Genomic DNA, 22,602 nt, shown 5'->3' with positions numbered 1-22,602 from the left:
TTACACACCTGTTTGAGTTGCCAAATTGCTTTGCTAATTGGGACTTTCGGCACTTGTGATTCTTTCATGTCTTAAAGGTAATGCCCAACTCCCCTCTTTTTCTGGTATCCAGGCTATTGTGCTATATCCCTGTCCTACAGTTATTGGTTTATTTCCGGCGATGGATGTGCCACTATGTTGATAAGTTCTTTCTTTGAGTTTGACTGCATCTGGTCGTGACCAGTTCGTATGATCTCCTGCCAATAGAGGTCGCTCCACAGTTGGTATCTGTTTGATATATAGCTGCATCAATTTCTGTCGCTGTGGTCTGCTATCTTGTAGCGCCTCATAGATGCTTGGCCACTTGCGTCTAAATACTGGCGATAAGGACAACTCTGCTAGGCAATAAACATTTCGAGTCAGTAATATCGCATCTGTCAATTCAAAGGTAGCGTCTTTCGCTTTGCCTAAATGTTGGTAGGCTGCTTGACGGAATTCTTCTAATCTGGCAAGTTTCATATTGGCAGGTGAGTAATGGTAGTTCGTTTCTCAGCTTCTGCCAAAAGGGGGTCTGTATTCAATCAGACCCCCTTTTTTTTCTTGAACATCACCGATTTAGTCTAAACTCCAGATATTAGAGAAGGACAAGGACCTAAAACTTTATTTCTGGAAATGGTAGATTATCTCTCTACTCACGGTGGGGGAAAATGGATAAAAGAGCTAGTACCGCAGGGCGGAAGTCAAAAGTCAAAAATGGAATAAAATGAGAGCCAAAATTGAAAATAATGTGTTATTTATCCACAAAGAGGATGTCCCAGAGTTTAAAAAAGGCGGTTCTGTAGTTAGAAATTCTTATTTTTGGGCGCTACGTTCTATTGCTGGACGTGCTAGACGCGATCATGATTGGGAATATGAATCAGATGTTTGGTTAGCACTAACACGGATGTTGATGTCGTTTACTGAATCTGGATATTTGGGATATAGAGAAACTGTCTTAGAGTTTCCCTTATCCCAAGGAAAAATTCCTGATTTATTGCGGGATGTGTCAACTTGGGAATAAATTCAAGGATACTAAAAACGGTTAATATCTCGACTTTTTTTAATTGGAGCGAAGCGACTTGACTTTATTAAGATAACAAAATTCAAAGCGAAAACTTCAATAAAAACTCTGCGTCACTTTGCGTTTACCTCAGCGAACCTCTGTGTTTAAAAGTAAAGTTGACAACCGTTTTTAGTATAATTTTTTGAGGAAAATTTTCAATTAGATTGGATTTGGTATAGCGGTTCTCGGTTGAGTGAGATACAATCACCCCACCCCCAACCCCGCAAGCGAGGAGAGGGCTATGATGTACCTTATTCAAGTGCATATCGCTATATAACATTTCCTAGTCTAATAAAGTACAAAATTATCTGCGTGCATCTGCGTGCATCTGCGTTTAATTATTACTGCTTGTACCTCACTTGAATGGGAATTGCTATAAATTGAACCTCTTTTAAGAAATTGGTTCAAAAACCATTTGCGGAATTATGATATTTTCTTGTAATTGTCCAATTCCTAAAAAACGAGTTTCTTCATAAACTCGCACTAATCCCAAAATATCAAGATTGATAGGAACTTGTTGACCTTGACACCATTTTTTAGCTGCTGTTGATGGTAAACTTACAAAGGGTAAATGTTGCAAAGGTGCATCTGGAGCCATTAGTTGAAATGTCTGGGCTGACAATTGGGTTTCTAACTCGGTGAGAGTGAGACTATCTTGTAAATTGAAACCGCTGCTGACTGTACGTATTAAAGCTGCGAGAGTACCACCTGTATTTAATACCATACCTAAATCACGAGCGATCGCACGAATATATGTTCCCGCACCACAAGCAATTGCTATATCTAGTTCAGGAAAATCCCCATCACGCCAGTCTAAAACTTCTATCTGCAAAACTTCAACTGTCCGCGTAGGTGCTTGGACAATTTGCCCTTTTCGTGCTAAATCATACAGTCTTTTTCCCTCTACTTGAATAGCACTGTAACTAGGAGGAATTTGCTCAATTTTGCCGATAAATTCACCAAGTGCAGTTTTTATTGCTGCTAAATTTAACCCAGGACAAGGTTGAGAAGTGATCACTTCCCCTTCTAAATCATCAGTAGTAGTACTTATACCAAGACGGATAGTAGCTTTGTAAGCTTTTTCACCTGGTAGATATTGTAATAATCTCGTGGCTTTACCCAAAGCGATGGGTAACACACCTGTAGCTTTAGGATCTAATGTTCCTGCGTGTCCTACCCGTTTGAGACGCAGCAGTTTTCTCACCCGCGCTACACAGTCGTGAGAAGTCCAGTCAAGTGGTTTGTTGAGGTTAAGAAAGCCTTGCACGGAATAATTTCTAATTCGTAATTCGTAAGTAATTATATAAGACTTACGCAGAAAAATAAGAATTTTCTTAATAAAGACAAGATGTAAAAAAAACATCACAGAAAAATCATCACATGAAGCAAGGAAACACCAATATCTAATATCCAAAATCCCAACTTGATGATGGTAGAAGGAAGTTTTCTTTCAGGGATAACTCCGTAGAAATTATTATCTAGTACGGGACTTAATTCTTGGCTACTCAAAGACTGAACGAGACTCAAACCCAAAGACTGAGTAGAAATAGTTTTAGCGTATTCAGCGTTAAGATAGGGAAGATATTCGGTTTTTTTTGCCACATGAGCTGCGAAAAAAGGTAAACTCAAAGCTTTGATATAGCCACGTGCTTGGAAAGCATCTCCAACCATTTCCGCAGGTAAGGCTACTTGTTGACTCCCGGAATTACCATTACCGATTGTCGAAAAATGAGTTCCACCAATCAGCAGAACCAGATATTTTTGGGGATTTGTTAACCAAGAAAAAGGTAGAATTTGTTCATATAAAGCTGGTGCAACAGTATCTTCACTACTGCTGACAAGCATTACAGGAGTACGAATTTGGTTTAAGCCAGCTTGTCCAAAAATAGAGCTAGTGATAGGATTAACTGCGATCGCTGCTTTGACTCTTTCATCCCGCAAATTATATTCCTCTCCTGACTTAGTTGGCAATTCTAAAGCCCGACATTGCAGCATTAAAGACATATTCCACGTATTTCTCAGTTCTGCTGGTGTACAGTCCTTTTTTAACTGGTCAAAGTTAACCTTTGCACCTGCTAAAGCTAAAGCTGTATAACCACCAAAAGATTGACCAAATACACCAACTTGTTGCAGATTTAACCGACCTTTAAAGTTGGCATCAAACTGGTTAGCTTTTTCTAGTTGATCTAGTATGTACTTAATATCTAATGGTCTATCTGTAAATTCTCCTGGTTCTACTAATTTACTGGTGTTACTCTTAATCAGAGATTGTCTAGGGTGCAATTGTTTAGCACTACTATTGGGATGATTAGGAACAACAACCGCAAACCCTTGGGAAGCCAAGTGATTGGCTAAATAACGAAAATTACTGCTGTTTAAACCTAAACCATGAGAAATGACAATTACAGAGGCCGAATGTTGAACTTTAGGAAGATAAACATCTGTCAGCAATAGCCGATTCCGGTTGAAGTCAAAAAATTTCAGTGTATACTTTTTGGGTTTAAAATTGCCTTCAGTTGGTAAATTTGGCAATTTAGACAGATTCACCTTTTGGATAGTAGCAGCTTCTAGATCAGATTTATGCTGAACTAAAGCGATCGCTTGATTAGTTTGACTAATTAGTTTTTCTAGTTTTCCACATATTTCTAAACTATTAGCTAAATTAATGTGAATATTACTACTAGGATACTTACGTAACAAATTTAATAACGTTAATCCTTCTGGCTCCCCAGATGCTAAAATCATTGCTGATCGTAAAGCCTGAAATGCTGAATCAGTTTGATGAGATTTGGTTTGAATTAATTCTGCTAACCTTCTTACCAGAAATTCTCCTTGCTGTGTATGGAGAAATTGTGAAGCAACAGCAGGACTTATTTTTAACGACCTGAGTAAAATCGGTCTTAATTCTTGGAGTTTTTCAAGTGAAATATACTGCTGATAAACGTTCAATTCATGATCAATGACTCCCGTTTTGGCATAGACTTCTAAACTAATCACGGGAAAGGAAACTTCTAGTAATGAATAAGAAGCATATATTTTTTCTGCTGCCATGACAGAGTTACTAATTCCAAATGTTGGCAGCAATATCGAAAGCACCAGCAATAGCGAATTCTTTTTCACTCTGCTGGACCAATTACCAAACCAACTTTTCATCGCTCAAATGTTTCGGTGATGTTGTTTAGCGAGGCGATATATTTGGTAGTTCTTCACACACCTTGATGGATTTATATACTATTCTTAACTTCAGTCTTCTGGATATTTTTGAGATTTTTTTTATCTTGAATACAAGCTGAAAAATTTAAAGTAAATAAAGCCAATTAATAGGACAAATATCCACCTGATACGAGGTTGACTTTACTTAATTGTAGCCACTGATAATCATAACAACTAAAAAATGACTCTACCTCAGTAGAGATGATGTGGCTTTAAATATATAGCAGGTGAGAGGTAATATCTGTAATTTCTATTATTCAGATTTTCCTAAAGCTATAGCTACTGAACCAGAAACAACTAATAATGCTCCAATAATTCCGATAATTGTGATGTTTTCTGGTGGAATTAGAGTGGATGAAATTTTTGAAGTAATCCAAACGGATATTAAAGTCACAATAGGAGCTAATGCTAATACTGCGCTGACTCTTGATGCTTCCCAATGTGCTAATGACTCAGCAAAAGCGCCATAAGCAATTAAAGTATTTAATCCACAAAACAGTAGTACTCCTAAATGGAAAGAGTCAAGAGAAAAAACTGTATTTATTTTGGCTAAAGGAGTGAATAATAAAGCACATCCCCCATAAATTATCAGCATAATATGAAAGGATGCTAAAGATTTCAATAACTGCTTTTGTGCCAAAGCATAAATAGCCCATGCTACTGCTCCTAAGACAATTAACCCACTACCAAAAAAATATTGCCGAGGTGATGTGATTAAATTTGTAAATTGGGCATTAAAAAACAGTAAAAAACCTAAAGTTAGGATACTTACACCCACCCACTGACGCAGTGTATAATGCTCTTTAAAAATAACTAATCCGCCAAAACCTAATAAAACAGTAGCCAACTGAATGATTACTTCCGCATTAGCTGCTGCTGTTAATGCTAAACCTTGCATGAATAAGAAGTAATTACTTGCTAAAAATATTGTGGCTATTGCTAACAATTTTCCAGAAGTGGTACGTAATTGTTCTAGAGTTGGTAATTTTTGTTGTATGAACAAATAAATTAAAAGTAAAATAAAGGATATCAAAAACCGAAACCAAATGACGGTGTAAACATCTAAAACTTTTAGTGTTACTGTTAGAGCAATTGGTAGAATTCCCCATAAAAAAACTGTCAGCAGCGATAAACCTAGCCCTAAACGCCAGCGACCAGAACTTTGATGCATCATAAATAACAAGTAGGTGGGCGTGAATATTTATCGTTACTTAATTACGAATTACGTATCCCTTACGGGAGCCATAGGAAATATTACGAATTATTTCAATGCTACCTACTTAGTTGTGGTGATGGGTTTTAAATTTCTGGCTTTGTAGAATGTTTCTAAGCTATTGCTATCGCCCACAAAACGCCAATGCCACGGTTCATAACTTACACCTTGAGAATTACCTTTGGGAAAAGACATCTCAAAACCAAATCGGGCTGCATTAGCTTGTAACCACTGATAAGCCTTAGTATTCTCAAAATTAGCTTGAAGATTAGTTGCTGGTACAGTTCCATCTCCTATATCCACAGCGTAACCTGTGTGATGTTCGCTATGACCAGGAGGAGCGCTGAGAGAGGCTCTTTCTGCAGGGGTTTGATTGCGCTGCGCCCCAACATCAAAAAATAACTGTTCTTGGTCTTTAACTGAACGAAAGCCAGAAATTGGCGTTAGGATTACCCCTGCACTTCTTGCAGCTTGTACCATTGCTTGAAACTTTTGTGCTGCGACCTGTCGCATTTTGATCCGTCTATCTGCTGTAATCGGTACTAGTTCTGATTCTGGTGCTTCTGTGTAAGCCAAATGTCCCAAAATAGTATTGTTGTCGATAGTTGGGGAATTAGTTGGTGTAGGTACAGAACTAGTTGATTCTGGTATTGAATCCGCAGCTTTTTTAGGTGCTGTCACAAAAAACAAAAACCCGCTGGTTACAGCCAGTAGGACAAATCCTGTTAATCCCCCAATCAGCAAAACTACTGGTTGTACGCGCAGCTTAGACCCGGTATCAGGAGTATCGCGTAAAGCTACTGGAATATCATCTCCAGCACCAGACGATGAGTTTTGCGGTTTTTCTGAAAACCCAGCCTTTTTCAAGTTTCAACTCCTGTGTTTGTGCAATTTTGGATTTTGGATTTTAGATTTTAGATTTTGAAAAACTGACTAAATTAGCTGTTCGGCTGTCCATCTCTCCTACTATTTCAGGACTTAGGCAACTGGTACATTGGTAGGGTGCGTCAGATATCAACAATCTGTTTATTTGCAGGATTTATGCAGTAGTAAAGCACCCTACAACAGATTTTTAGTGTGACACTTGCCTAAGTCCTATATTTTTCAAGTTAGTACTATTCAAAATAGTAGGCTGGCAAAAAATAACAGTTATCGATATCATTTTATATTCCTATTTTTTAGATAAAATCTTGATAAATCTCTTAGAACTATACGTTAAGTTGGTGGGATTAGTCCTAGTAGGAGTAATCTTAGGACGTAAATTACCTGCTAAATTTCCTACTCATTTAGGTCAGTTTCTCTTTTGGGTAGGAGTACCGATAAGCATTGTTTCGTTTTTACGCCAAACAGACTTATCAGGACAAATTTGGATTGCACCAGCGATCGCTTACTTAGCTATCTTCCTAGGGGCATTTTTAGCTTGGTTAGGGATTAAAGGTCAAGCCTATTTGACAAATTCTCTCCCTGAACCATCAACACAAGGTAGTTTTATTTTAGCGTCTATGGTGGGTAACACAGGTTATCTGGGCTTTCCCATCACTTTAGCAATGGTCGGCAAAGAATACTTCGCCTGGGCATTATTCTACGATTTATTGGGGTCACTGTTCGGCGCTTATGGTTTGGGTGTATTACTAGCTGCCCGTTTTGGCAACACAGTCCAAAATTATGGGCAGATGGCTAAAGTTATTTTAATCAATCCTGCCCTCTGGAGTTTTGGATTTGGTTTGCTATTTCGCCAAGTGACAATTCCCACAGTTTTGGAATTTTGCTTAGATAAATTAGCTTGGAGTGCTGTTGCTTTATCCTTGATTTTAATTGGCATGAGACTTTCACGGCTGAATTCGTGGTACAAACTCAAACCAGCAGGAACGAGTATCATCATCAAAATGCTTTTAGTTCCGCTGATTTTGGGTAGCACTTTACCAGTGTTTGGTATCACTGGTGGTGCAGCACAGGTAATTGTATTACAAATGGCCATGCCTCCAGCATTTGCCACATTGGTATTAGCCGAAACCTTTGATCTAGATCGTGACTTGGCTGTAACTGCTTTAGCAATGGGGGCTATGGTATTGTTAGTTACTTTACCGATGTGGTTGTGGCTGTTTTAATTTTGGATTTTAGATTTTAAATTTTGGATGAGTCGTTTTTTCACTAAATCAACAAGGTTGACTCAATTTTACCTCCAGTTCTGCCGGGGTTGTATGTTCATACTTTTCAAAAGGTTGATGAATCCAGGGGTTATTAGGTAGATAATCAGCATAGTAATTGGGAGTAATAACAGAACAGGATTTATACCAAATTACGGCAGTACGGATTTCTGCAATTGAGTACTGACTATATTGTTGTAGCCAAGGAATAGTTTGTTGAAGAGTAATCCCAGAGTCTACTAAATCATCTACTAGCAGAATCCGGGAACCTAATGTGTCGGTAGTCATCGTTAGGTGAGGGGAAACTATTAAACCTCCTCTTTCTTGCTTACCAGCACCGTTATAAGATGATGTCGCTAAAATTGCTAAAGGTTGATTGTATATCCGTGATAATAGATCACCCACTCGCAGTCCACCTCTAGCAAGACAGACAATTTGGTTAAATTGCCAACTGGATTGATAAATCTTCACAGCTAATTGTTCAATTTTATGGTGATAATCTGACCAAGAAATGTAAAGGTCTGACATAAGACTTTGGAAATTGTGTTAACTAATACTTCAAGTAAGCCAAGTTCTTTATTTTAAAATAAGCGGGATTTATTATGAAAGATTCTGACCTAAATTTGCCAAAATCTTTGACAAGTCAAAAATTAGATTTAAAAACTAAACTGGCTTATGGTGCTGGTGATTTGGGACCAGCGATTACTTCCAATATTGCCATCTTTTTTCTGTTGGTGTTTTTTACCAATGTCGCTGGTATTCCCGCTGGTTTAGCTGGCAGTATTTTGATGATTGGCAAAATTTGGGATGCTGTTAATGATCCCATTGTAGGATGGTTGACTGATAAAACGAAATCTCGTCGCTGGGGTCGTCGTTTACCTTGGATGCTATATGGGGCAATTCCCTTTGGGATTTTCTTTTTCTTACAGTGGATTGTACCAAAATTTAGTGTTGAGCAAAGCAGTAATATTTGGCCATTGTTCTGGTATTACGTAGCAATTGGCGTGATATCTCAGGCGTTTTTCACTGTTGTTAATTTACCTTACACGGCAATGACACCTGAACTATCTCAAGATTATGATGAACGGACTAGTTTAAATAGCTTTCGCTTTACTTTTTCTATTGGTGGCAGTATTTTATCGCTGATTTTAGCGCAAATTGTTTTTTCTCAAATCGCAGATCCTCAAGAACAGTATATAGTTTTAGCCGCAATTTGTACTGTAATTTCTGTTTTAGCTTTGTATTGGTGCGTTTACGGTACACGCAATCGCATTATGGCTTTTGAGGCTAAACGTCTGCAACTTGAGGAACCAGCAGAAATTCCTTTTATTGAACAACTAAAAATAGTCTTTACTAATAAACCATTTCTATTTGTGATTGCTATCTATCTTTTTTCTTGGTTAGGTGTACAAATCACAGCGAGCATAATTCCTTATTTTGTTATTTACTGTATGGGACTGAAAAATTCAGATGTTCCCACGGTTCTGATTGCTGTACAAGCAACTGCGTTATTAATGCTATTCGTTTGGAGTAATTTAAGTAAAAAACTTGGTAAAAAGCTAGTTTATTTTCTGGGAATGAGCATTTGGATTATCGCCGCGGCGGGACTATTTTTCTTAAAATCTAATCAAATTGGGTTGATGTATTTAATGGCTGTCATGGCTGGTGTTGGTGTTTCTACAGCTTATTTAATTCCCTGGTCAATGATTCCTGATGTGATTGAGTTAGATGAACTACAAACTGGACAAAGAAGAGAAGGAATTTTTTATGGATTTATGGTTTTATTGCAAAAGTTTGGTTTAGCTTTTGGGCTATTTATAGTCGGTAATGCTTTAGAAGCTTCTGGTTTTAAAGCAGTTGTCGCTGGACAAAGTACGCTTCCTATACAACCTGATTCAGCATTATTTGCTATTCGGATTGCTGTGGGACCGATACCGACAATTTGTTTAATTATTGGTTTGATTTTAACTTTTTTCTATCCGATTACCCGCGAGATGCACGCAGAAATTATGTTGAAGTTGCAAGAACGACGAGAGAATATTGGGGAATAATTGAAAAGCTGTGAATCTGAACAAATTGCATTATTGAGGTTTTTCTCCCAATTTGGTTTTGATGCGTGGATATAAATTGAAACTGACAATTTTTTGCCTTCTCCTTGAAGTTATTGATCCTTTCGGCTTTGATGGGGGTTTTATTTCACGCAAATAAGTATTAGCAATATCTTCTAGTAAATTATCAACACTATCTAATGAACCACGTGGTTCTGTAATTTGAATACTATTTATCCATTCTTGTGCTATCTTCAAGATTCTTTCTTGATAGGGAACTTCATTCAGATTGTCTTCTGAAAATAAATATCCTTCTTTAACGTTTTTCTCCATGCGGTGAGCAAAATCTTTGAGAAATTTAATATCTTCCATACCAAAAATTTGCACTCTTTTCCAACTTAGCCAATTCTTGAGAAAGCGTATACGAATATTTTGCTTATCAAAAGCAATCACGCCAATATTGATCCGTTCATCTGTGATCGGATCAGGAACATACTGAATTATACTGTATCTACTTGCCATAGCGCCTACATCACACATTGGCTAAAGGGATTCCAGCAACTCGTACTGGCGTTTAATCAAAAACTCGACTATTGCTATTCTCTCATCCATTGTAATACCCCATTCGTCAGGAGGTCTAGCCACTGCTTGAATAATTTTTTCCTCTGTGACTTGTTCTAGAGTGAAAAGTGCTGTCTTAATTTCATCCTTAGTCAAGCCGCAACTCATAACCAGTTTACGGTGAATCGTAGCTTCAGGTGCAGATTTTAATGTTTCTAGATTCTAATCATATCCACCTGGAAAAAAGCGCCCATGATCTACAGAAGATACTAAACAAGGATGGGCTTTCTGATATATAAATTGCTCATCTTGACTTTCAACCCAACCAAATAAGACACTTAACAAAGCAAACCGTTCTCTATTTCCAGAGTGATCTTTATATATGCGAGTATCACGATCATCAAAACAGTTAGGAATAAAATGAGTTGCATGGGCTTTACCAGGAGATAAGAAGGCAAATTTTGGATCTAGTTCCAGTAAATCTTTTGAAATTTCAACAATTTGGGGTTTACCAACTGGCGCTCCTATTGCTGAACCTAATTGAGCTACGATGTGATCGGTAATAATTTGCCGACCAGCTTGTTGTCCTTTGATAACATACTCACATTTATCCATTCCTCTAGCAAAAACTGGACTAGCTGAAGAAGTCAAATAACGCCGAAATGTAGTTATGATTACTGGTTCTTCAGGATTTTTAAGTAATTCTTCTAAAGAAAGTTTCCATCTTGCCCTATCTTCTTCTATATTTATTTCGTTGTTCACATGATGGCTGTAAAATCAAAAAAATATCCCAAGTTTATTGGTTAAGTATTGACAATACTTGATTTTTTTTATTTAAACAAGTGTCATATTGCTTTTATATTTTCTACTATTAATAATATTTCAGTGCAACATAGCCTCAAGCTGAAGCACAATCTAGCGAAATGTGGGTTAAAAGTGCGGAGAAGAGGACAATCTTTACGGCATTTCCACATCCGCATGATTTCTGAGGCTACTGAATAAAGTAACGAAATATGAAGTTTATATTAAGAAGTATGAATATTCCTAATGCAAAACTAAATAATATTTTATTATGATACATATAAGAAACGTTAATATTGGAAAATGACTGTTGTTGGGGATTAATTTTGACTTGAAAAATCAATTTTTTGAATAAGGGAACAGAGAATCGATGAATAAATATTTAATGAAAACCATAGACTATCAAGAATGGAAAATTGAACTATATCAGTGGTTTGCCAAAAAAAGATTTGAAATTATCTGCTATAGCCCAACTGGGAACAAACTAGATTATTCAAAAATATCTATGCGTTGTTGGTTTAACGAAGATTTTGCTATTGATGAAGCTAAGGAATTTATAGATTTAATTATTAGCCAACAAAATATAAATCCAATATCGGTATCAAATTGGGATCACTTTAAGTTAGCTGAAACTCAACAAAGAGATTTATCAAAGTTGGCGGTTTAAAGTCACCAGTGTGTATAAATTCATTGTTTTTAGCTCATTTGTTTACATCAATTATGGAATGTATCCAAATAAATAAGCAACCCAGCCAATTAAACCACCACCGCATACTAACCATGCAGCATTAATGCGGTAGCGCAGTACTAAAATTACTGAGATGAGAGCGATCGCACTGGCAATAAAATCCATATAAGGCGCTTTTTGTATTGTTAATGTCGCTATTGCCAATTGCAGCGTAGCCAATACCATGAGCGCCACAGCACTAACATTGACAGAATCTAAAAAAGCCCTTGTCCAAGCAGAGGTACGTAAACGGGGAATCAAGGGGTTTAAAGCAGCAACGAACAAAAATGAAGGCAGAAAAATTCCCAAGGTAGCCACGATTGCACCAGGCATACCAGCGAGGACATAACCAATAAAGGTAGCAGTAGAAAGAACTGGGCCAGGAGTAAATTGACCAATTGCGATCGCATCTAGTAACTGCTGTTGTGTCAACCAGCCATATTCTTCAACTAATCCGCCTTGCAAAAAGGCTACTAATAAATAGCCACCACCAAACAAAACACTACCAACTTTCAGAAAGAACCAGCCCAATTGCCACAAAGGCACAGATACAGCACTTACTGATGTTACTTGCCAAGTTGCACCTATAGTTAAACCAGCAATTAATAAATTAGTCTGATTTCCGGGAGTATGATTTTGATTATGACGATTTAACCAAAGCATACCTAAAAATCCGCCAATTAATAGAGCAATTATTTCATTGACTTTCCAGAAAAATGTTACCACCCCAACCATTATTGCAATTACTAACAATTGGCGTGTTTTCACTGCTTTTTTTGCCAAGCCCCAAATAGCATTGAGGATAATGGCTAAAACAGCCGGTTTAATTCCATAAAGTAAAGGTGCAACTTGGGGTAAAGTACCATAATTGACATAAATTCCAGCAAGTACACCTGTAATTAAAACCGCAGGTAAAATAAAACAAACACCCGCTACAATTAGCCCCAACCATCCTGCATAAATGTATCCAATATGAATCGCCATTTCTGTGGAATTTGGACCAGGAATTAAGTTAGTTGCACCTAGCAAATCTAAAAAATGTTCTCGCGTCAGCCACTGACGGCGCTTGACTACCTCATCTTCTATCATGGCAATATGGGCAACTGGTCCGCCAAAACCAATCATCCCTAATTTTAAAAATAGTTTAGCAACTTCACCCAAACGACTTAATGGTAATTTATTCATGATTGCCTAGGCAATATTGTTTAACTGTACGAAATTAATCGCTATTTCTAAACTACTGTTAATAGGTTAAATTTAGGCTGTTTGTTGCATATTTAATCAAGTAGACTAATTTACTATTATTTTAGTAATATAGCAATTCCCATTGTAGTCAGATACAAGCAATTAATAATTAAACGCGGATGGACGCAGATAAACGCAGATAATTTTGTACTTTATTAGACTAGGAAATGCTAGATCTGTTTTTTATGAAGATGTAATTGATCCGTTGTTGTAAAGCCGAGAATCCCTACCCATGGAACCTCTCTACCAGATTTATTTGGTACTTCACATAAATTGGTATAAAATTAAATCTGAATTAAGGTAGTTTATAATTTTGTAAGCTGAGATTTAGCTGTGTCTGGATAATCACTAAATATGCCATCTATGGCTAATTCAAAAAATATTTCATATTCCGATTGGGGGTTTCCTTGCAGATTTAAAGGTAAGAAAAAATCTTCATTGCGGAATGTCCAAGCGTGGACTTGTAAATTAGCTGCATGAGCATTATTAACTAAATATGTTGGTGATAATAATTTACCTGTAATATCTCTAGGAATTAGTAAGTTTTTATTGACTCCTATTGCTTGTGCATATTTAGCAATTTCTATTAATTCGGTTTTGGTAACTAAGTCTTGATATGTACGATGATCACCATTAACTACAAAATCATAAGGTTTTCCAGAATCATTAATTAACTGTACTAGAGGTAAATTTGTTTTTTGAGATAATTCTTTTAAGTTACTAACTTCAAAAGATTGAATAAATACAGGTAAATTAATTTTTTGTAAATTCAGTAAGAGAGTTTCTTCTAGTGGCAAACCAATTGATTGGAAATAACTGGGATGCTTTGTTTCTGGGTAAATACCAATAATTCGACCAAGTTCTAAACTTTTAGCTTGGGCTAAATCAATTATTTCTTGTAAAGTGGAAATAGTAAATATTCCATCATAAGCTGTATTTTGCGGGCGCAATTGAGGAATACGTTCTTTAGCTTTTAACGTTTTTAATTCTGCTAAAGTAAAGTCTTCTGTAAACCAACCTGTTTTTACTTTACCATCTATTATTTTTGTGGTTTTTAAATGAGAAAATTCTGGATGAATAGCAATATCAGTAGTTTCAGAAATTTCATTTTCATGACGAGCAATTAAAACACCATCTTTGGTAATTACTAAATCTGGTTCAATATAATCAGCACCTAAATCAATTGCTAATTCATAGGCAGCTAAAGTATGTTCAGGACGATAGCCACTTGCACCCCGGTGAGCGATAATAATAGAAGAGTTAATAGTGTAATTTTTAGCCATAAATGTATAAAATTAGAGATTTTGTTAATTACTAATTTTCAGAAACATCGAATTTCATCCAGTAAATCTGTTTAGAGCCATAAAATGGAATCAGGGGTGATAAACACAGCACCTGCAAACAGCAGTTTTTATCGTTCTTAATTCTATTCACTAGGTATTTTTAGGTATTTTTCTGTAGGTCTTATGCTCCAAATTCAATCAGAAATAAAGCGTGTGGAAGAACTGCGGCGGTTATTGCAACAAGCCAGCTATGCTTATTATGTTCTTGATGCACCAATAATGGAAGATACTGTTTATGATCGACTATATCGAGAATTGCAGGAGCTAGAAACTAAATATCCTGAATTAATCACTCCTGATAGTCCGACTCAGCGCGTGGGTGAGCGACCTGCAACACATTTTACCTCGGTACGCCATAATATTCCCTTGTACAGTTTAGAAAACGCTTTTAATATTGAGGAGTTGCAAAGTTGGGATCAACGTTGGCGAAGACACTTGCCATCTCAGTATTCTCTCAGTGATGTGGAATATGTAGCCGAGTTAAAAATTGATGGTGCGGCTTTGGCGTTAACTTACGAAAATGGAGTTCTAGTCAGGGGTGTGACTAGAGGTGATGGGGTAATGGGTGAAGATATTACCCAGAATGTGCGGACAATTCGTTCAATTCCTCTCCGTTTGAATTTTGACAGCTTGGAAAATATAGAAAAGGTGGAAGTACGTGGAGAGGTATTTTTCCCTTTGGAAGTGTTTAAAGAAATTAACACCAAAAAACAAAAAGCAGGTGAGCAGTTATTTGCTAATCCCCGTAATGCTGTAGCTGGTACACTTAGGCAGTTAGATTCGCGGATTGTAGCACAGCGACAGTTAGATTTCTTTGCCTATACTCTGCACATTACGGGGCTGGATGATTCTAGTATTGCCAATACCCAATGGGAAGCTTTAGAATTATTGCAAAAGCTGGGGTTTCGGGTTGACGCTAATCATAAACTGTGCGTTTCCATAGCGGAAGTTGCAGAATATTACAACTATTGGGATACTGAAAGGCTAAATTCACCCTATATGACCGATGGGGTAGTGGTAAAATTAAATACTTTTAGGCTGCAAGAACAATTAGGATTTACACAGAGGTTTCCCCGGTGGGCAATTGCGCTTAAATATCCAGCAGAAGAAGCTCCTACCCGTGTGGAAAAAATTACGGTGAATGTGGGGAGAACGGGGGCTTTAACACCTTTAGCGGAAATGTTGCCTGTACAATTAGCAGGGACAACAGTTGCTAGGGCTACTCTACATAATAGCGATCGCATTGAACAATTAGATATCCGCATCGGTGATACTGTCATTGTTCGCAAAGCTGGGGAAATTATCCCGGAAGTGGTGCGGGTAATTAAAGAACTCCGTCCAGCTGATACTCAACCTTTCATTATGCCTACCCATTGTCCCGTATGTGGACAACCTGTGGTGCGAGAATCTGGGGAAGCGGTGACAAGATGTGTAAATGCTTCCTGTCCAGCAATTCTCAAAGGAGAGATTGAACATTGGGTGAGTCGTGACGCTTTGGATATTAAAGGTGTAGGTGAAAAGTTGGTACATCAACTAGTGGATAAAAAGTTGGTGTCTTCTGTTGGCGATTTATATAATTTGACAGCAGAAAAGTTATGTGCATTGGAAAGGATGGGTCAAAAGTCAGCGGAAAAATTGGTGAATGCGATCGCACAATCAAAAAATAAACCTTGGTCACGGGTATTATATGGTTTAGGCATCCGTCACGTTGGTAGTGTCAACGCCCAATTATTAACAGAGAAATTCACCACTGTAGAAGACTTAGCAGCAGCCAGACAATCAGATATTGAAGGCGTTTATGGTATCGGTGCAGAAATTGCCCAATCAGTTTATCAATGGTTCCGCACCCCTGCAAATCAAACTTTAATTTCTCGTCTTCAAGCATTGGAGTTACAATTAGCTACCACTGAACAACCGAAAGCACCAGGGGAAGGTAATCCCCAGTTTCTAGGTAAAACTTTTGTGGTTACGGGTACATTACCAACTTTAAAACGCGATGAAGCTAAAGCATTGATTCAAAAAGCTGGGGGTAAAGTGACTGACTCAGTAAGTAAGAAAACAGACTTTTTGGTTGTAGGTGAAGATGCTGGTTCTAAGTTAGAAAAAGCAAGGGATTTGGGAATTGTTCAATTAAGTGAAACACAGTTATTAGAAATGTTGGAGCAATAGTTAAGTAGGTAGGCACAATTAAACATAACTACGGTTTTTGATACTTACCTGGATACTTACGGGCAAAATATTCTTCCATAATTTCTAAAATCATTGGTGCAGCTACACTCCCACCACCACCACCAGAATGTTCAGCAAAAGCCACAATGACAATTTCTGGTTTATCAGCTGGTGCATAAGCACCAAACCAAGCATGATTCTCTTTTACTCCATGATTCCAAGCTTCCGCTGTACCACTCTTACCAGCTACTGGGGGAATAGTAGGTTTATTCAGAGCCTTTCCTGTACCTTCAGCTACGACTTTACGTAATCCTTCACGGAGTATTTTGATGGTTGTCGGTTTCATATTTAAAGATTTGCGCCATTTTTTTGCGTCACCATTGTCTTTGAATAGATGAGGCTGAACCCGATAACCACCATTAGCAGGGACAGAGAACATTACAGCCACTTGTAGAGGTGTCGTTTGTAAAGCACCTTGACCAATTGACATATTAATGGAATCACCTACAGTCCAAGGCATTTTCCAAACTTTCTGTTTCCAAGTTTCATCAGGAACTAAACCTTTTGCTTCTTCGGTGGAGAACTCAAAGCCAGTTTTTTCACCAAATCCATATTTGCGAGTCCATTCAATTAATTTCGGACCACCTACTCCCTTACCTATTTGATAAAAGAAAGTGTCACTACTCCACTGTAATGCACCCACAAAACCCAATGGACCAAATCCGGCGTGGTTCCACTCACCAAACCTTGTCCCACCAATATTCAAAGAACCATAGGTTTGTAGGACTGTGTTGGGAGAAAATTTACCCGATTCTAGTCCCGCAGTTGTGGTAACAATTTTAAAAGTACTCGCAGGGGGAAAGACACTCAAAGCCCGATTCACCAAAGGATGATCCTCTCCTTGGACGGTTTTCCAGTCTTTTTGAGAGAGTTTTTGTTTAGAAAAAATATTGGGGTCAAAGGTAGGATGGGATACCATTCCTAATACCTCACCATTGTTGGGGTTTAGTGCCACAATTGCCCCGTTGCGATTACCTAAAGCCTTTTCTGCTGTTTTTTGCAATTCTACATCTATCGTCAAGTGTAAATCATTACCAGGTTTTGCTTGTTTTTCTCCCAATACCCGCAGCGGTCTACCTGCACCATCTACTTCTACTTGCTGACCACCCCATTCACCCCGGAGAGTTTTTTCATAAGCTTTTTCTACACCCATCTGACCAATGACATCTCCTAGACGGTAGCCTTCTGACTTTCGTTTTTTTAACTGTTCTGCGGTCAGTTCACGGGTGTAGCCGATGACATGGGATAATTGTCTGCCTTGAGGATAATAACGCACAGCATCTGTATTGATTTCTACATCTGTCAGTTCGTTTTCATACTCCTTTAAAGCTGTGATTTGCGCTTCATTTAAGTCACGAGCAATTCTAATCAGGGTAGATGAATTAGCTCCAGCTTGTACTAGTTTCTTTTCCATTTCCTCTTGAGGAATGTCAAGCAGTTGACTCAAACGCGATCCCACCACAGACCAAGATGGTTTAGTATGTGCCATAGGCCACAAATACACTGACCGAGGATAGCGAGTAGTTGCTAACAGTTTGCCATTGCGGTCAAAAATGTTGCCTCGTTCTGGTTGTTTAGCAATCATCCGAATCCGGTTGGACTCAGCACGTTGTCGGAGTTTTGCACCCTCAATTATTTGCAAATAAGCTAAACGAGCGCCTATTGCAGATGTCATCAATAAAGTGAATACAATTAAAAATATTGATTGAGAATTGCGCCCGACTGTGCGTGTATTTTTCTGTCCGCCTAGTACGGGTGGTTGTAATAAATTCATACGCTTAGGAGAATTTGACAATTATTGACAATTATTAATATATGCAACTGTTTTGTTCAGATGTGAGAATGACTAGAACTAATACTACGCTCGCTCCTTTTTGTCAACTCTTTGCTTAGGTGCCAGATGTGAGGCTTTCATAAGTGCATTTTACGCTTTTGCAACATATAAAATAAACACATTGAGATTGAAAAGCAAAAATCTCTACTAGTTACAAGTTATGAAATGCTTTGTCATCATGTTAGCACTACCATTTACATTAATCTTTCGTGTTGGTAGAGACAGTTAATCATAGCTACTTATTACTACTAGTGATAGCGATCGCTCCCGGAAATGCGAACACACAAAATGTCTCTACCAAAATATTACTCAGTATTCATAGTGAAACAATAGAAAGTATATTCTTAATAAGAGTGTTTTTGCCGTATACAATCCCGACTATGATCTGTATTCTGTTTAACACCCTACCTAGCTTGGCTAAGTTTTCTAAAATTAGGGCATTCTACTGAAGAATATGGCTCAAACTGTGATGCAAAATCAGAGGAGTGTAACGTCTTTTCAACCACTTGATGTTGAATTGCGTAACGTATTCAAGTTTTTTAACCAAGAGCCAGCTGTACATGGCGTAGATTTGGATGTTAGACAGGGAGAGTTTTTTAGTATATTAGGCCCTTCTGGTTGTGGTAAAACAACTACACTGCGCTTAATTGCTGGGTTTGAAAAAGTAGATGCAGGTAAATTATTGATTCGGGGTCAGTCAATGACCAATGTTCCTCCTTATCGAAGACCTGTAAATACTGTATTTCAAAGCTATGCTCTTTTTAACCATCTGAATGTATGGGATAACATCGCCTTTGGGCTGCGGTTGCAAAAATTAACCAAGTCAGAAACTGACAGCAGAGTCATAGAAGCTTTAAAGCTCGTAAAAATGGAAAGTTTGCGATCGCGCTTACCTTCTCAACTTTCTGGTGGTCAACAGCAACGAGTAGCCTTAGCTAGAGCTTTGGTTAATCGTCCCGCAGTTTTACTTCTAGATGAACCATTGGGAGCATTAGACCTCAAACTCCGCAAAGAAATGCAGGTTGAGTTATCAAATTTACACAAAGATTTAGGATTGACATTTGTGATGGTGACACACGATCAAGAAGAAGCACTCTGCTTATCTGATCGCATTGCTGTGATGAATCAAGGCAAAATTGAGCAAGTTGGTACTCCCAGCGAAATTTATGAACACCCCCAAACCCCCTTTGTTGCTGATTTTATTGGCGATACAAACTTATTCAGCGGTGAAATCACCACGGTAGATCCTGAATGGGTGAAAATTTTGACCAAAACCGGACTCTCTATCGTCACTACACGTTCGGAAGATACACCAACTGAATTATTACAAGCAGTAGTCATCAGTGTCCGCCCAGAAAAAATTCAGATTTCTCTTTATCAACCGAATCTGCCCACAAACTGCTTTGAAGGTAGATTAGTCAATGTTATGTACTTAGGTACTCATGTTAATTATGTTGTGGAATTAGTCAACGGCATCAATATCAATGTTTTACAACCTAACACTTTTGGCAGCTTACCAGACCGCAACACACCCATTTATATTTGGTGGGCAGAAACTGACTGTATTGCTATTAGTCAAGAATCAAAAACCCAAATTTCATAGTCTAATAACTAATGACTAACAGAAGGCAATTTCTGAGAAAAATAGCAGCACTTTCTAGCCTGTCTTTAAGTAGTTGCGGCTGGAGATTGGCTAATGTCGGAGACAATTATACTGGTTCAAATCAAAGCGACGAATTACATTTATATACATGGACACAGTATACTGATCAAGAATTACTATCCACTTTTACTGCCCAAACTGGCATGAAAGTAGTGGCGGATGTATATGATTCTAATGATGTCATGCTGGCTAAGTTACAAGCTGGAGGTGGTGGCAGTTACAGCATTATCTATCCATCTGACTATATGGTGCAGAAAATGGTAGATAAAAATTTGTTAACGCCAATCAATCATCAAAGCTTAATTGGGCTAGAGAATTTATTCCCACGATTCCAGAATCCTAGTTATGACCCTTATAACCGTTATAGTATTCCCTTCAATTGGGGAACAACGGGTTTACTTTATAACTCGGAAAAACTCTCAACTGCACCAGAAGATTGGGAATATCTTTGGCAAAATAAAGATAAACTTCAGAAGAAAATGACTTTACTTAATGATGTGCGGGAGGTGATGGGTGCAGCATTGCGGATGCTAGGTTATTCTTATAATTCACAAAATGAAAAAGAAATTAAACAAGCTTATGAGAAATTGAAAGAACTCAAACCGGCAATTGCTGCTTTTGATACTGATGCTTGGCAAAACCAAATTCTCGCAGGTGATTTATTATTAGCTATGTGTTACTCTGCCGATGCAGTGAAAATATCTAAAGAAAACCCCAACCTGAAATTTGTAATTCCTCGTAGTGGTTCCTCTTTATGGACAGACACTATTGTAATTCCCAAAATATCACCTAATGTTGCTGGAGCTTATGCTTGGATTAACTTGATTTTACGACCAGAAGTCGCGGCTCAAATCAGCCAAAGACTAAATATTTCCACTCCTAATCATGCAGGATTTGAGCAATTACCAAAACAACTGCAAGAGAATACTAATTTATTTCCTCCAGAATCACTTTTAGAAAACTGTGAAAGACTGACTCCTGTCGGTAATTTTGAAGAAGTTTATGATCGGTACTGGACTCAATTGCTCGCTTAAAGTAAAGAAGTAAATATCTATATTCTCGCTCTAAAATCTAAAATTGGTAAGCTGTTGTGCCTATTCAAAGTAATAATTCCCAATTAAAATCTCCCATTAATATGGCTAAATTACCGAATTTAGAACGCCATCGTGTCAACTGGCTTACTCCTTTGGCGCTACTTGTACCATCGGGAATTTGGTTATTACTATTGTTGTTGCTACCAACATTAATAATTTTTGAGTTGAGTTTAGTCCCAAATATTCGACCAGGGGATTTGGTAAATCCTAGTGGATTTAATAACTACATCCGAATCATTGAACCAATTTATTTAAAAGTAATCTTACATTCATTATTTTTGGCAATTAGCACCACAATTATTTGTTTAATTTTAGGTTTTCCGGTCGCTTATTGGATTGCTCAAATGGCACCGCAGCGCTGGCGTAATTTGTTGTTATTAAGCTTTGTTTTACCTTTATGGACTTCTTCTTTACTGCGTTCTTATGCCTGGATTACAATTTTGCGTCCCACGGGATTACTTAACAGTTTACTCACTGATTTAGGTTTACCAACTTTGGAATTGCTTAACCGCAGTCCAGCAGTGTTAATTGGTATGAGTTACAGCTTATTACCTTACATGGTTTTAGTGTTGTACGCTTCTTTAGAAAAACTAGACCAGCAATTGTTAGAAGCAGCAGCTGATTTAGGCGCAAATCCCATGCAAACTTTTTGGAAAGTCACTGTACCTCAAGTTTTTCCAGGTATCGCTGCTGGTTCTCTGTTGGTATTTATCACAGCACTGGGGGACTTTATCGACCCAGAATTATTGGGTGGTGCTTCGAGTATGACAGCAGCAAGGTTAGTTTATAACCAGTTTCTCGGTGCTACCCAAAATTGGGGATTTGGTTCAGCTTTGAGTATGACGTTGATTTTGATGGTGAGTATAGCCATCTCTCTTTTGATTAAATTTGGTGAAGTCAAACCCAAACAATAAAAAAAGAAGCAAACGTCAGATAGTTTTGGATACGTCTGCCCCCGATTTATATCTTTACGTAAATTTGAGATTAAATCGCTTATTTTATTTCAAGTTTATTTTCAGGAAAAGAACACTCAACAGTAATTTTCATATTACTTTTGGCTGTACCTTTAGTTACATAGGGAATACCTGCTTCTCCACCTAATTCAATCCCAAACTCTAAGGTGATTTTATCTACGTTAGCGATTGGAATTTGCTTAAAGGCATTTAACGTATAAACCGTGTAAGCCCGAATGGTGCCTTGAATTACCTGAAAATTTTGGATCATTTTTTGTCGTATTTCTTGAGGATTCATTCCCTTATCTGTCAGGGCTTCTTCCTCTTCTTCAGTAGATACTTCTGTGCTGACTAAAGAAGAATCCACATCTTCGTTCGCTTCGATATAAATTATTGTATTGCTATCTAGTTCAATAGGTAGTAACTTGGTCATAATGAAACATGGAGAGT

The 22,602-nt window shown here is 37.7% G+C and carries 20 protein-coding genes and 1 pseudogene; 8 read left to right on the top strand and 13 right to left on the bottom strand.

Annotated elements, in window-relative coordinates:
• A pseudogene (locus ANA7108_RS27660) lies at positions 1-498 on the bottom strand (transposase); the annotation flags it as partial.
• Between the two features lie 244 nt (positions 499-742).
• On the opposite strand from ANA7108_RS27660, the gene ANA7108_RS0118900 reads away from it, so the two are divergent.
• Entirely contained in the window at positions 743-1,039 is a 297-nt protein-coding gene (locus ANA7108_RS0118900) for a hypothetical protein (protein WP_016952381.1), read from the top strand.
• Positions 1,040-1,472: 433 nt separating this feature from the next.
• Here ANA7108_RS0118900 and truB read toward each other — a convergent pair whose 3' ends face one another.
• From truB to ANA7108_RS0118880, 4 genes are all read right to left on the bottom strand, one after another.
• A complete protein-coding gene (gene truB, locus ANA7108_RS0118895; RefSeq protein ID WP_026104306.1) occupies positions 1,473-2,348 on the bottom strand; it encodes a tRNA pseudouridine(55) synthase TruB in 876 nt (291 codons plus the stop codon).
• Positions 2,349-2,443: 95 nt separating this feature from the next.
• Complete coding sequence (locus ANA7108_RS0118890; RefSeq protein WP_016952379.1) at positions 2,444-4,234, bottom strand: alpha/beta hydrolase; 1,791 nt, start codon at positions 4,232-4,234, stop codon at positions 2,444-2,446.
• 313 nt (positions 4,235-4,547) lie between these two features.
• On the bottom strand, positions 4,548-5,468 hold the full coding sequence (locus tag ANA7108_RS0118885; RefSeq protein WP_016952378.1) for an EamA family transporter: 921 nt from the start codon (positions 5,466-5,468) through the stop codon (positions 4,548-4,550).
• Positions 5,469-5,570: 102 nt separating this feature from the next.
• Positions 5,571-6,374, bottom strand: a complete 804-nt coding sequence (locus ANA7108_RS0118880; protein ID WP_016952377.1) for a D-alanyl-D-alanine carboxypeptidase family protein — start codon at positions 6,372-6,374, stop codon at positions 5,571-5,573.
• 323 nt (positions 6,375-6,697) lie between these two features.
• Between ANA7108_RS0118880 and ANA7108_RS0118875 the strand changes: the two genes are divergently transcribed.
• Complete coding sequence (locus ANA7108_RS0118875) at positions 6,698-7,615, top strand: AEC family transporter (RefSeq protein ID WP_026104304.1); 918 nt, start codon at positions 6,698-6,700, stop codon at positions 7,613-7,615.
• A gap of 48 nt (positions 7,616-7,663) precedes the next feature.
• Here ANA7108_RS0118875 and ANA7108_RS0118870 read toward each other — a convergent pair whose 3' ends face one another.
• Positions 7,664-8,182, bottom strand: coding sequence for a phosphoribosyltransferase (locus ANA7108_RS0118870; protein WP_016952375.1), 519 nt, complete (start codon positions 8,180-8,182; stop codon positions 7,664-7,666).
• Between the two features lie 74 nt (positions 8,183-8,256).
• On the opposite strand from ANA7108_RS0118870, the gene ANA7108_RS0118865 reads away from it, so the two are divergent.
• Positions 8,257-9,705 carry an MFS transporter gene (locus ANA7108_RS0118865; RefSeq protein WP_016952374.1) on the top strand — a complete coding sequence of 483 codons (1,449 nt, stop codon included), beginning with the start codon at positions 8,257-8,259 and terminating at the stop codon, positions 9,703-9,705.
• Positions 9,706-9,735: 30 nt separating this feature from the next.
• On the opposite strand, the gene ANA7108_RS29040 is transcribed toward ANA7108_RS0118865, so the two are convergent.
• The 3 genes from ANA7108_RS29040 to ANA7108_RS0118850 are packed head-to-tail and all read right to left on the bottom strand — an operon-like array spanning position 9,736 to position 11,025.
• Positions 9,736-10,224, bottom strand: a complete 489-nt coding sequence (locus tag ANA7108_RS29040; protein ID WP_085940253.1) for a DUF3037 domain-containing protein — start codon at positions 10,222-10,224, stop codon at positions 9,736-9,738.
• Positions 10,225-10,245: 21 nt separating this feature from the next.
• Positions 10,246-10,431 carry a hypothetical protein gene (locus ANA7108_RS0118855; RefSeq protein ID WP_016952372.1) on the bottom strand — a complete coding sequence of 62 codons (186 nt, stop codon included), beginning with the start codon at positions 10,429-10,431 and terminating at the stop codon, positions 10,246-10,248.
• Between the two features lie 54 nt (positions 10,432-10,485).
• On the bottom strand, positions 10,486-11,025 hold the full coding sequence (locus ANA7108_RS0118850; protein WP_016952371.1) for a HipA family kinase: 540 nt from the start codon (positions 11,023-11,025) through the stop codon (positions 10,486-10,488).
• 409 nt (positions 11,026-11,434) lie between these two features.
• On the opposite strand from ANA7108_RS0118850, the gene ANA7108_RS0118845 reads away from it, so the two are divergent.
• Positions 11,435-11,731: a hypothetical protein gene (locus ANA7108_RS0118845; RefSeq protein WP_016952370.1), complete on the top strand. Its 297-nt coding sequence runs from the start codon at positions 11,435-11,437 to the stop codon at positions 11,729-11,731.
• Positions 11,732-11,782: 51 nt separating this feature from the next.
• Here ANA7108_RS0118845 and chrA read toward each other — a convergent pair whose 3' ends face one another.
• Complete coding sequence (chrA, locus tag ANA7108_RS0118840) at positions 11,783-12,976, bottom strand: chromate efflux transporter (RefSeq protein WP_016952369.1); 1,194 nt, start codon at positions 12,974-12,976, stop codon at positions 11,783-11,785.
• 365 nt (positions 12,977-13,341) lie between these two features.
• Entirely contained in the window at positions 13,342-14,319 is a 978-nt protein-coding gene (locus ANA7108_RS0118835; protein ID WP_016952368.1) for a glycerophosphodiester phosphodiesterase, read from the bottom strand.
• 183 nt (positions 14,320-14,502) lie between these two features.
• Here ANA7108_RS0118835 and ligA point away from each other — a divergent pair, with 183 nt between their 5' ends.
• Positions 14,503-16,548, top strand: a complete 2,046-nt coding sequence (gene ligA / locus ANA7108_RS0118830) for an NAD-dependent DNA ligase LigA (RefSeq protein WP_016952367.1) — start codon at positions 14,503-14,505, stop codon at positions 16,546-16,548.
• Between the two features lie 28 nt (positions 16,549-16,576).
• On the opposite strand, the gene mrdA is transcribed toward ligA, so the two are convergent.
• Positions 16,577-18,382: a penicillin-binding protein 2 gene (gene mrdA / locus ANA7108_RS0118825; RefSeq protein WP_016952366.1), complete on the bottom strand. Its 1,806-nt coding sequence runs from the start codon at positions 18,380-18,382 to the stop codon at positions 16,577-16,579.
• A gap of 514 nt (positions 18,383-18,896) precedes the next feature.
• Between mrdA and ANA7108_RS0118820 the strand changes: the two genes are divergently transcribed.
• The 3 genes from ANA7108_RS0118820 (at position 18,897) to ANA7108_RS0118810 (ending at position 22,113) form a co-directional block, all read left to right on the top strand.
• Complete coding sequence (locus ANA7108_RS0118820) at positions 18,897-20,045, top strand: ABC transporter ATP-binding protein (RefSeq protein WP_016952365.1); 1,149 nt, start codon at positions 18,897-18,899, stop codon at positions 20,043-20,045.
• An 11-nt stretch (positions 20,046-20,056) separates the two neighbouring features.
• Complete coding sequence (locus ANA7108_RS0118815) at positions 20,057-21,139, top strand: spermidine/putrescine ABC transporter substrate-binding protein (protein WP_016952364.1); 1,083 nt, start codon at positions 20,057-20,059, stop codon at positions 21,137-21,139.
• A 101-nt stretch (positions 21,140-21,240) separates the two neighbouring features.
• Positions 21,241-22,113, top strand: a complete 873-nt coding sequence (locus tag ANA7108_RS0118810; RefSeq protein ID WP_042491185.1) for an ABC transporter permease — start codon at positions 21,241-21,243, stop codon at positions 22,111-22,113.
• Positions 22,114-22,192: 79 nt separating this feature from the next.
• Here ANA7108_RS0118810 and ANA7108_RS0118805 read toward each other — a convergent pair whose 3' ends face one another.
• Entirely contained in the window at positions 22,193-22,585 is a 393-nt protein-coding gene (locus tag ANA7108_RS0118805; RefSeq protein WP_016952362.1) for a CU044_2847 family protein, read from the bottom strand.
• Between the last annotated feature and the right edge of the window lie 17 nt (positions 22,586-22,602).

It is taken from the genome of Anabaena sp. PCC 7108 (assembly GCF_000332135.1).
GTDB lineage: Bacteria > Cyanobacteriota > Cyanobacteriia > Cyanobacteriales > Nostocaceae > Anabaena.
Note: the sequence above shows the minus strand (reverse complement) of the source record. Positions and strands in the feature narration are given on the sequence as shown.

Bases quoted from the DNA above. Each gene is read 5' to 3' on its own strand.
- ANA7108_RS0118835 (WP_016952368.1), bottom strand. From the start codon at position 14,319: ATGGCTAAAAATTACACTATTAACTCTTCTATTATTATCGCTCACCGG.
- ANA7108_RS0118815 (WP_016952364.1), top strand. From the start codon at position 20,057: ATGACTAACAGAAGGCAATTTCTGAGAAAAATAGCAGCACTTTCTAGC.
- ANA7108_RS0118890 (WP_016952379.1), bottom strand. From the start codon at position 4,234: ATGAAAAGTTGGTTTGGTAATTGGTCCAGCAGAGTGAAAAAGAATTCG.
- ANA7108_RS0118855 (WP_016952372.1), bottom strand. From the start codon at position 10,431: ATGAGTTGCGGCTTGACTAAGGATGAAATTAAGACAGCACTTTTCACT.
- chrA (WP_016952369.1), bottom strand. From the start codon at position 12,976: ATGAATAAATTACCATTAAGTCGTTTGGGTGAAGTTGCTAAACTATTT.
- mrdA (WP_016952366.1), bottom strand. From the start codon at position 18,382: ATGAATTTATTACAACCACCCGTACTAGGCGGACAGAAAAATACACGC.
- ANA7108_RS0118810 (WP_042491185.1), top strand. From the start codon at position 21,241: ATGGCTAAATTACCGAATTTAGAACGCCATCGTGTCAACTGGCTTACT.
- ANA7108_RS0118865 (WP_016952374.1), top strand. From the start codon at position 8,257: ATGAAAGATTCTGACCTAAATTTGCCAAAATCTTTGACAAGTCAAAAA.
- ANA7108_RS0118820 (WP_016952365.1), top strand. From the start codon at position 18,897: ATGGCTCAAACTGTGATGCAAAATCAGAGGAGTGTAACGTCTTTTCAA.
- ANA7108_RS0118870 (WP_016952375.1), bottom strand. From the start codon at position 8,182: ATGTCAGACCTTTACATTTCTTGGTCAGATTATCACCATAAAATTGAA.
- ANA7108_RS0118900 (WP_016952381.1), top strand. From the start codon at position 743: ATGAGAGCCAAAATTGAAAATAATGTGTTATTTATCCACAAAGAGGAT.
- ANA7108_RS0118805 (WP_016952362.1), bottom strand. From the start codon at position 22,585: ATGACCAAGTTACTACCTATTGAACTAGATAGCAATACAATAATTTAT.
- ANA7108_RS0118885 (WP_016952378.1), bottom strand. From the start codon at position 5,468: ATGATGCATCAAAGTTCTGGTCGCTGGCGTTTAGGGCTAGGTTTATCG.
- ANA7108_RS0118845 (WP_016952370.1), top strand. From the start codon at position 11,435: ATGAATAAATATTTAATGAAAACCATAGACTATCAAGAATGGAAAATT.
- ligA (WP_016952367.1), top strand. From the start codon at position 14,503: ATGCTCCAAATTCAATCAGAAATAAAGCGTGTGGAAGAACTGCGGCGG.
- ANA7108_RS29040 (WP_085940253.1), bottom strand. From the start codon at position 10,224: ATGGCAAGTAGATACAGTATAATTCAGTATGTTCCTGATCCGATCACA.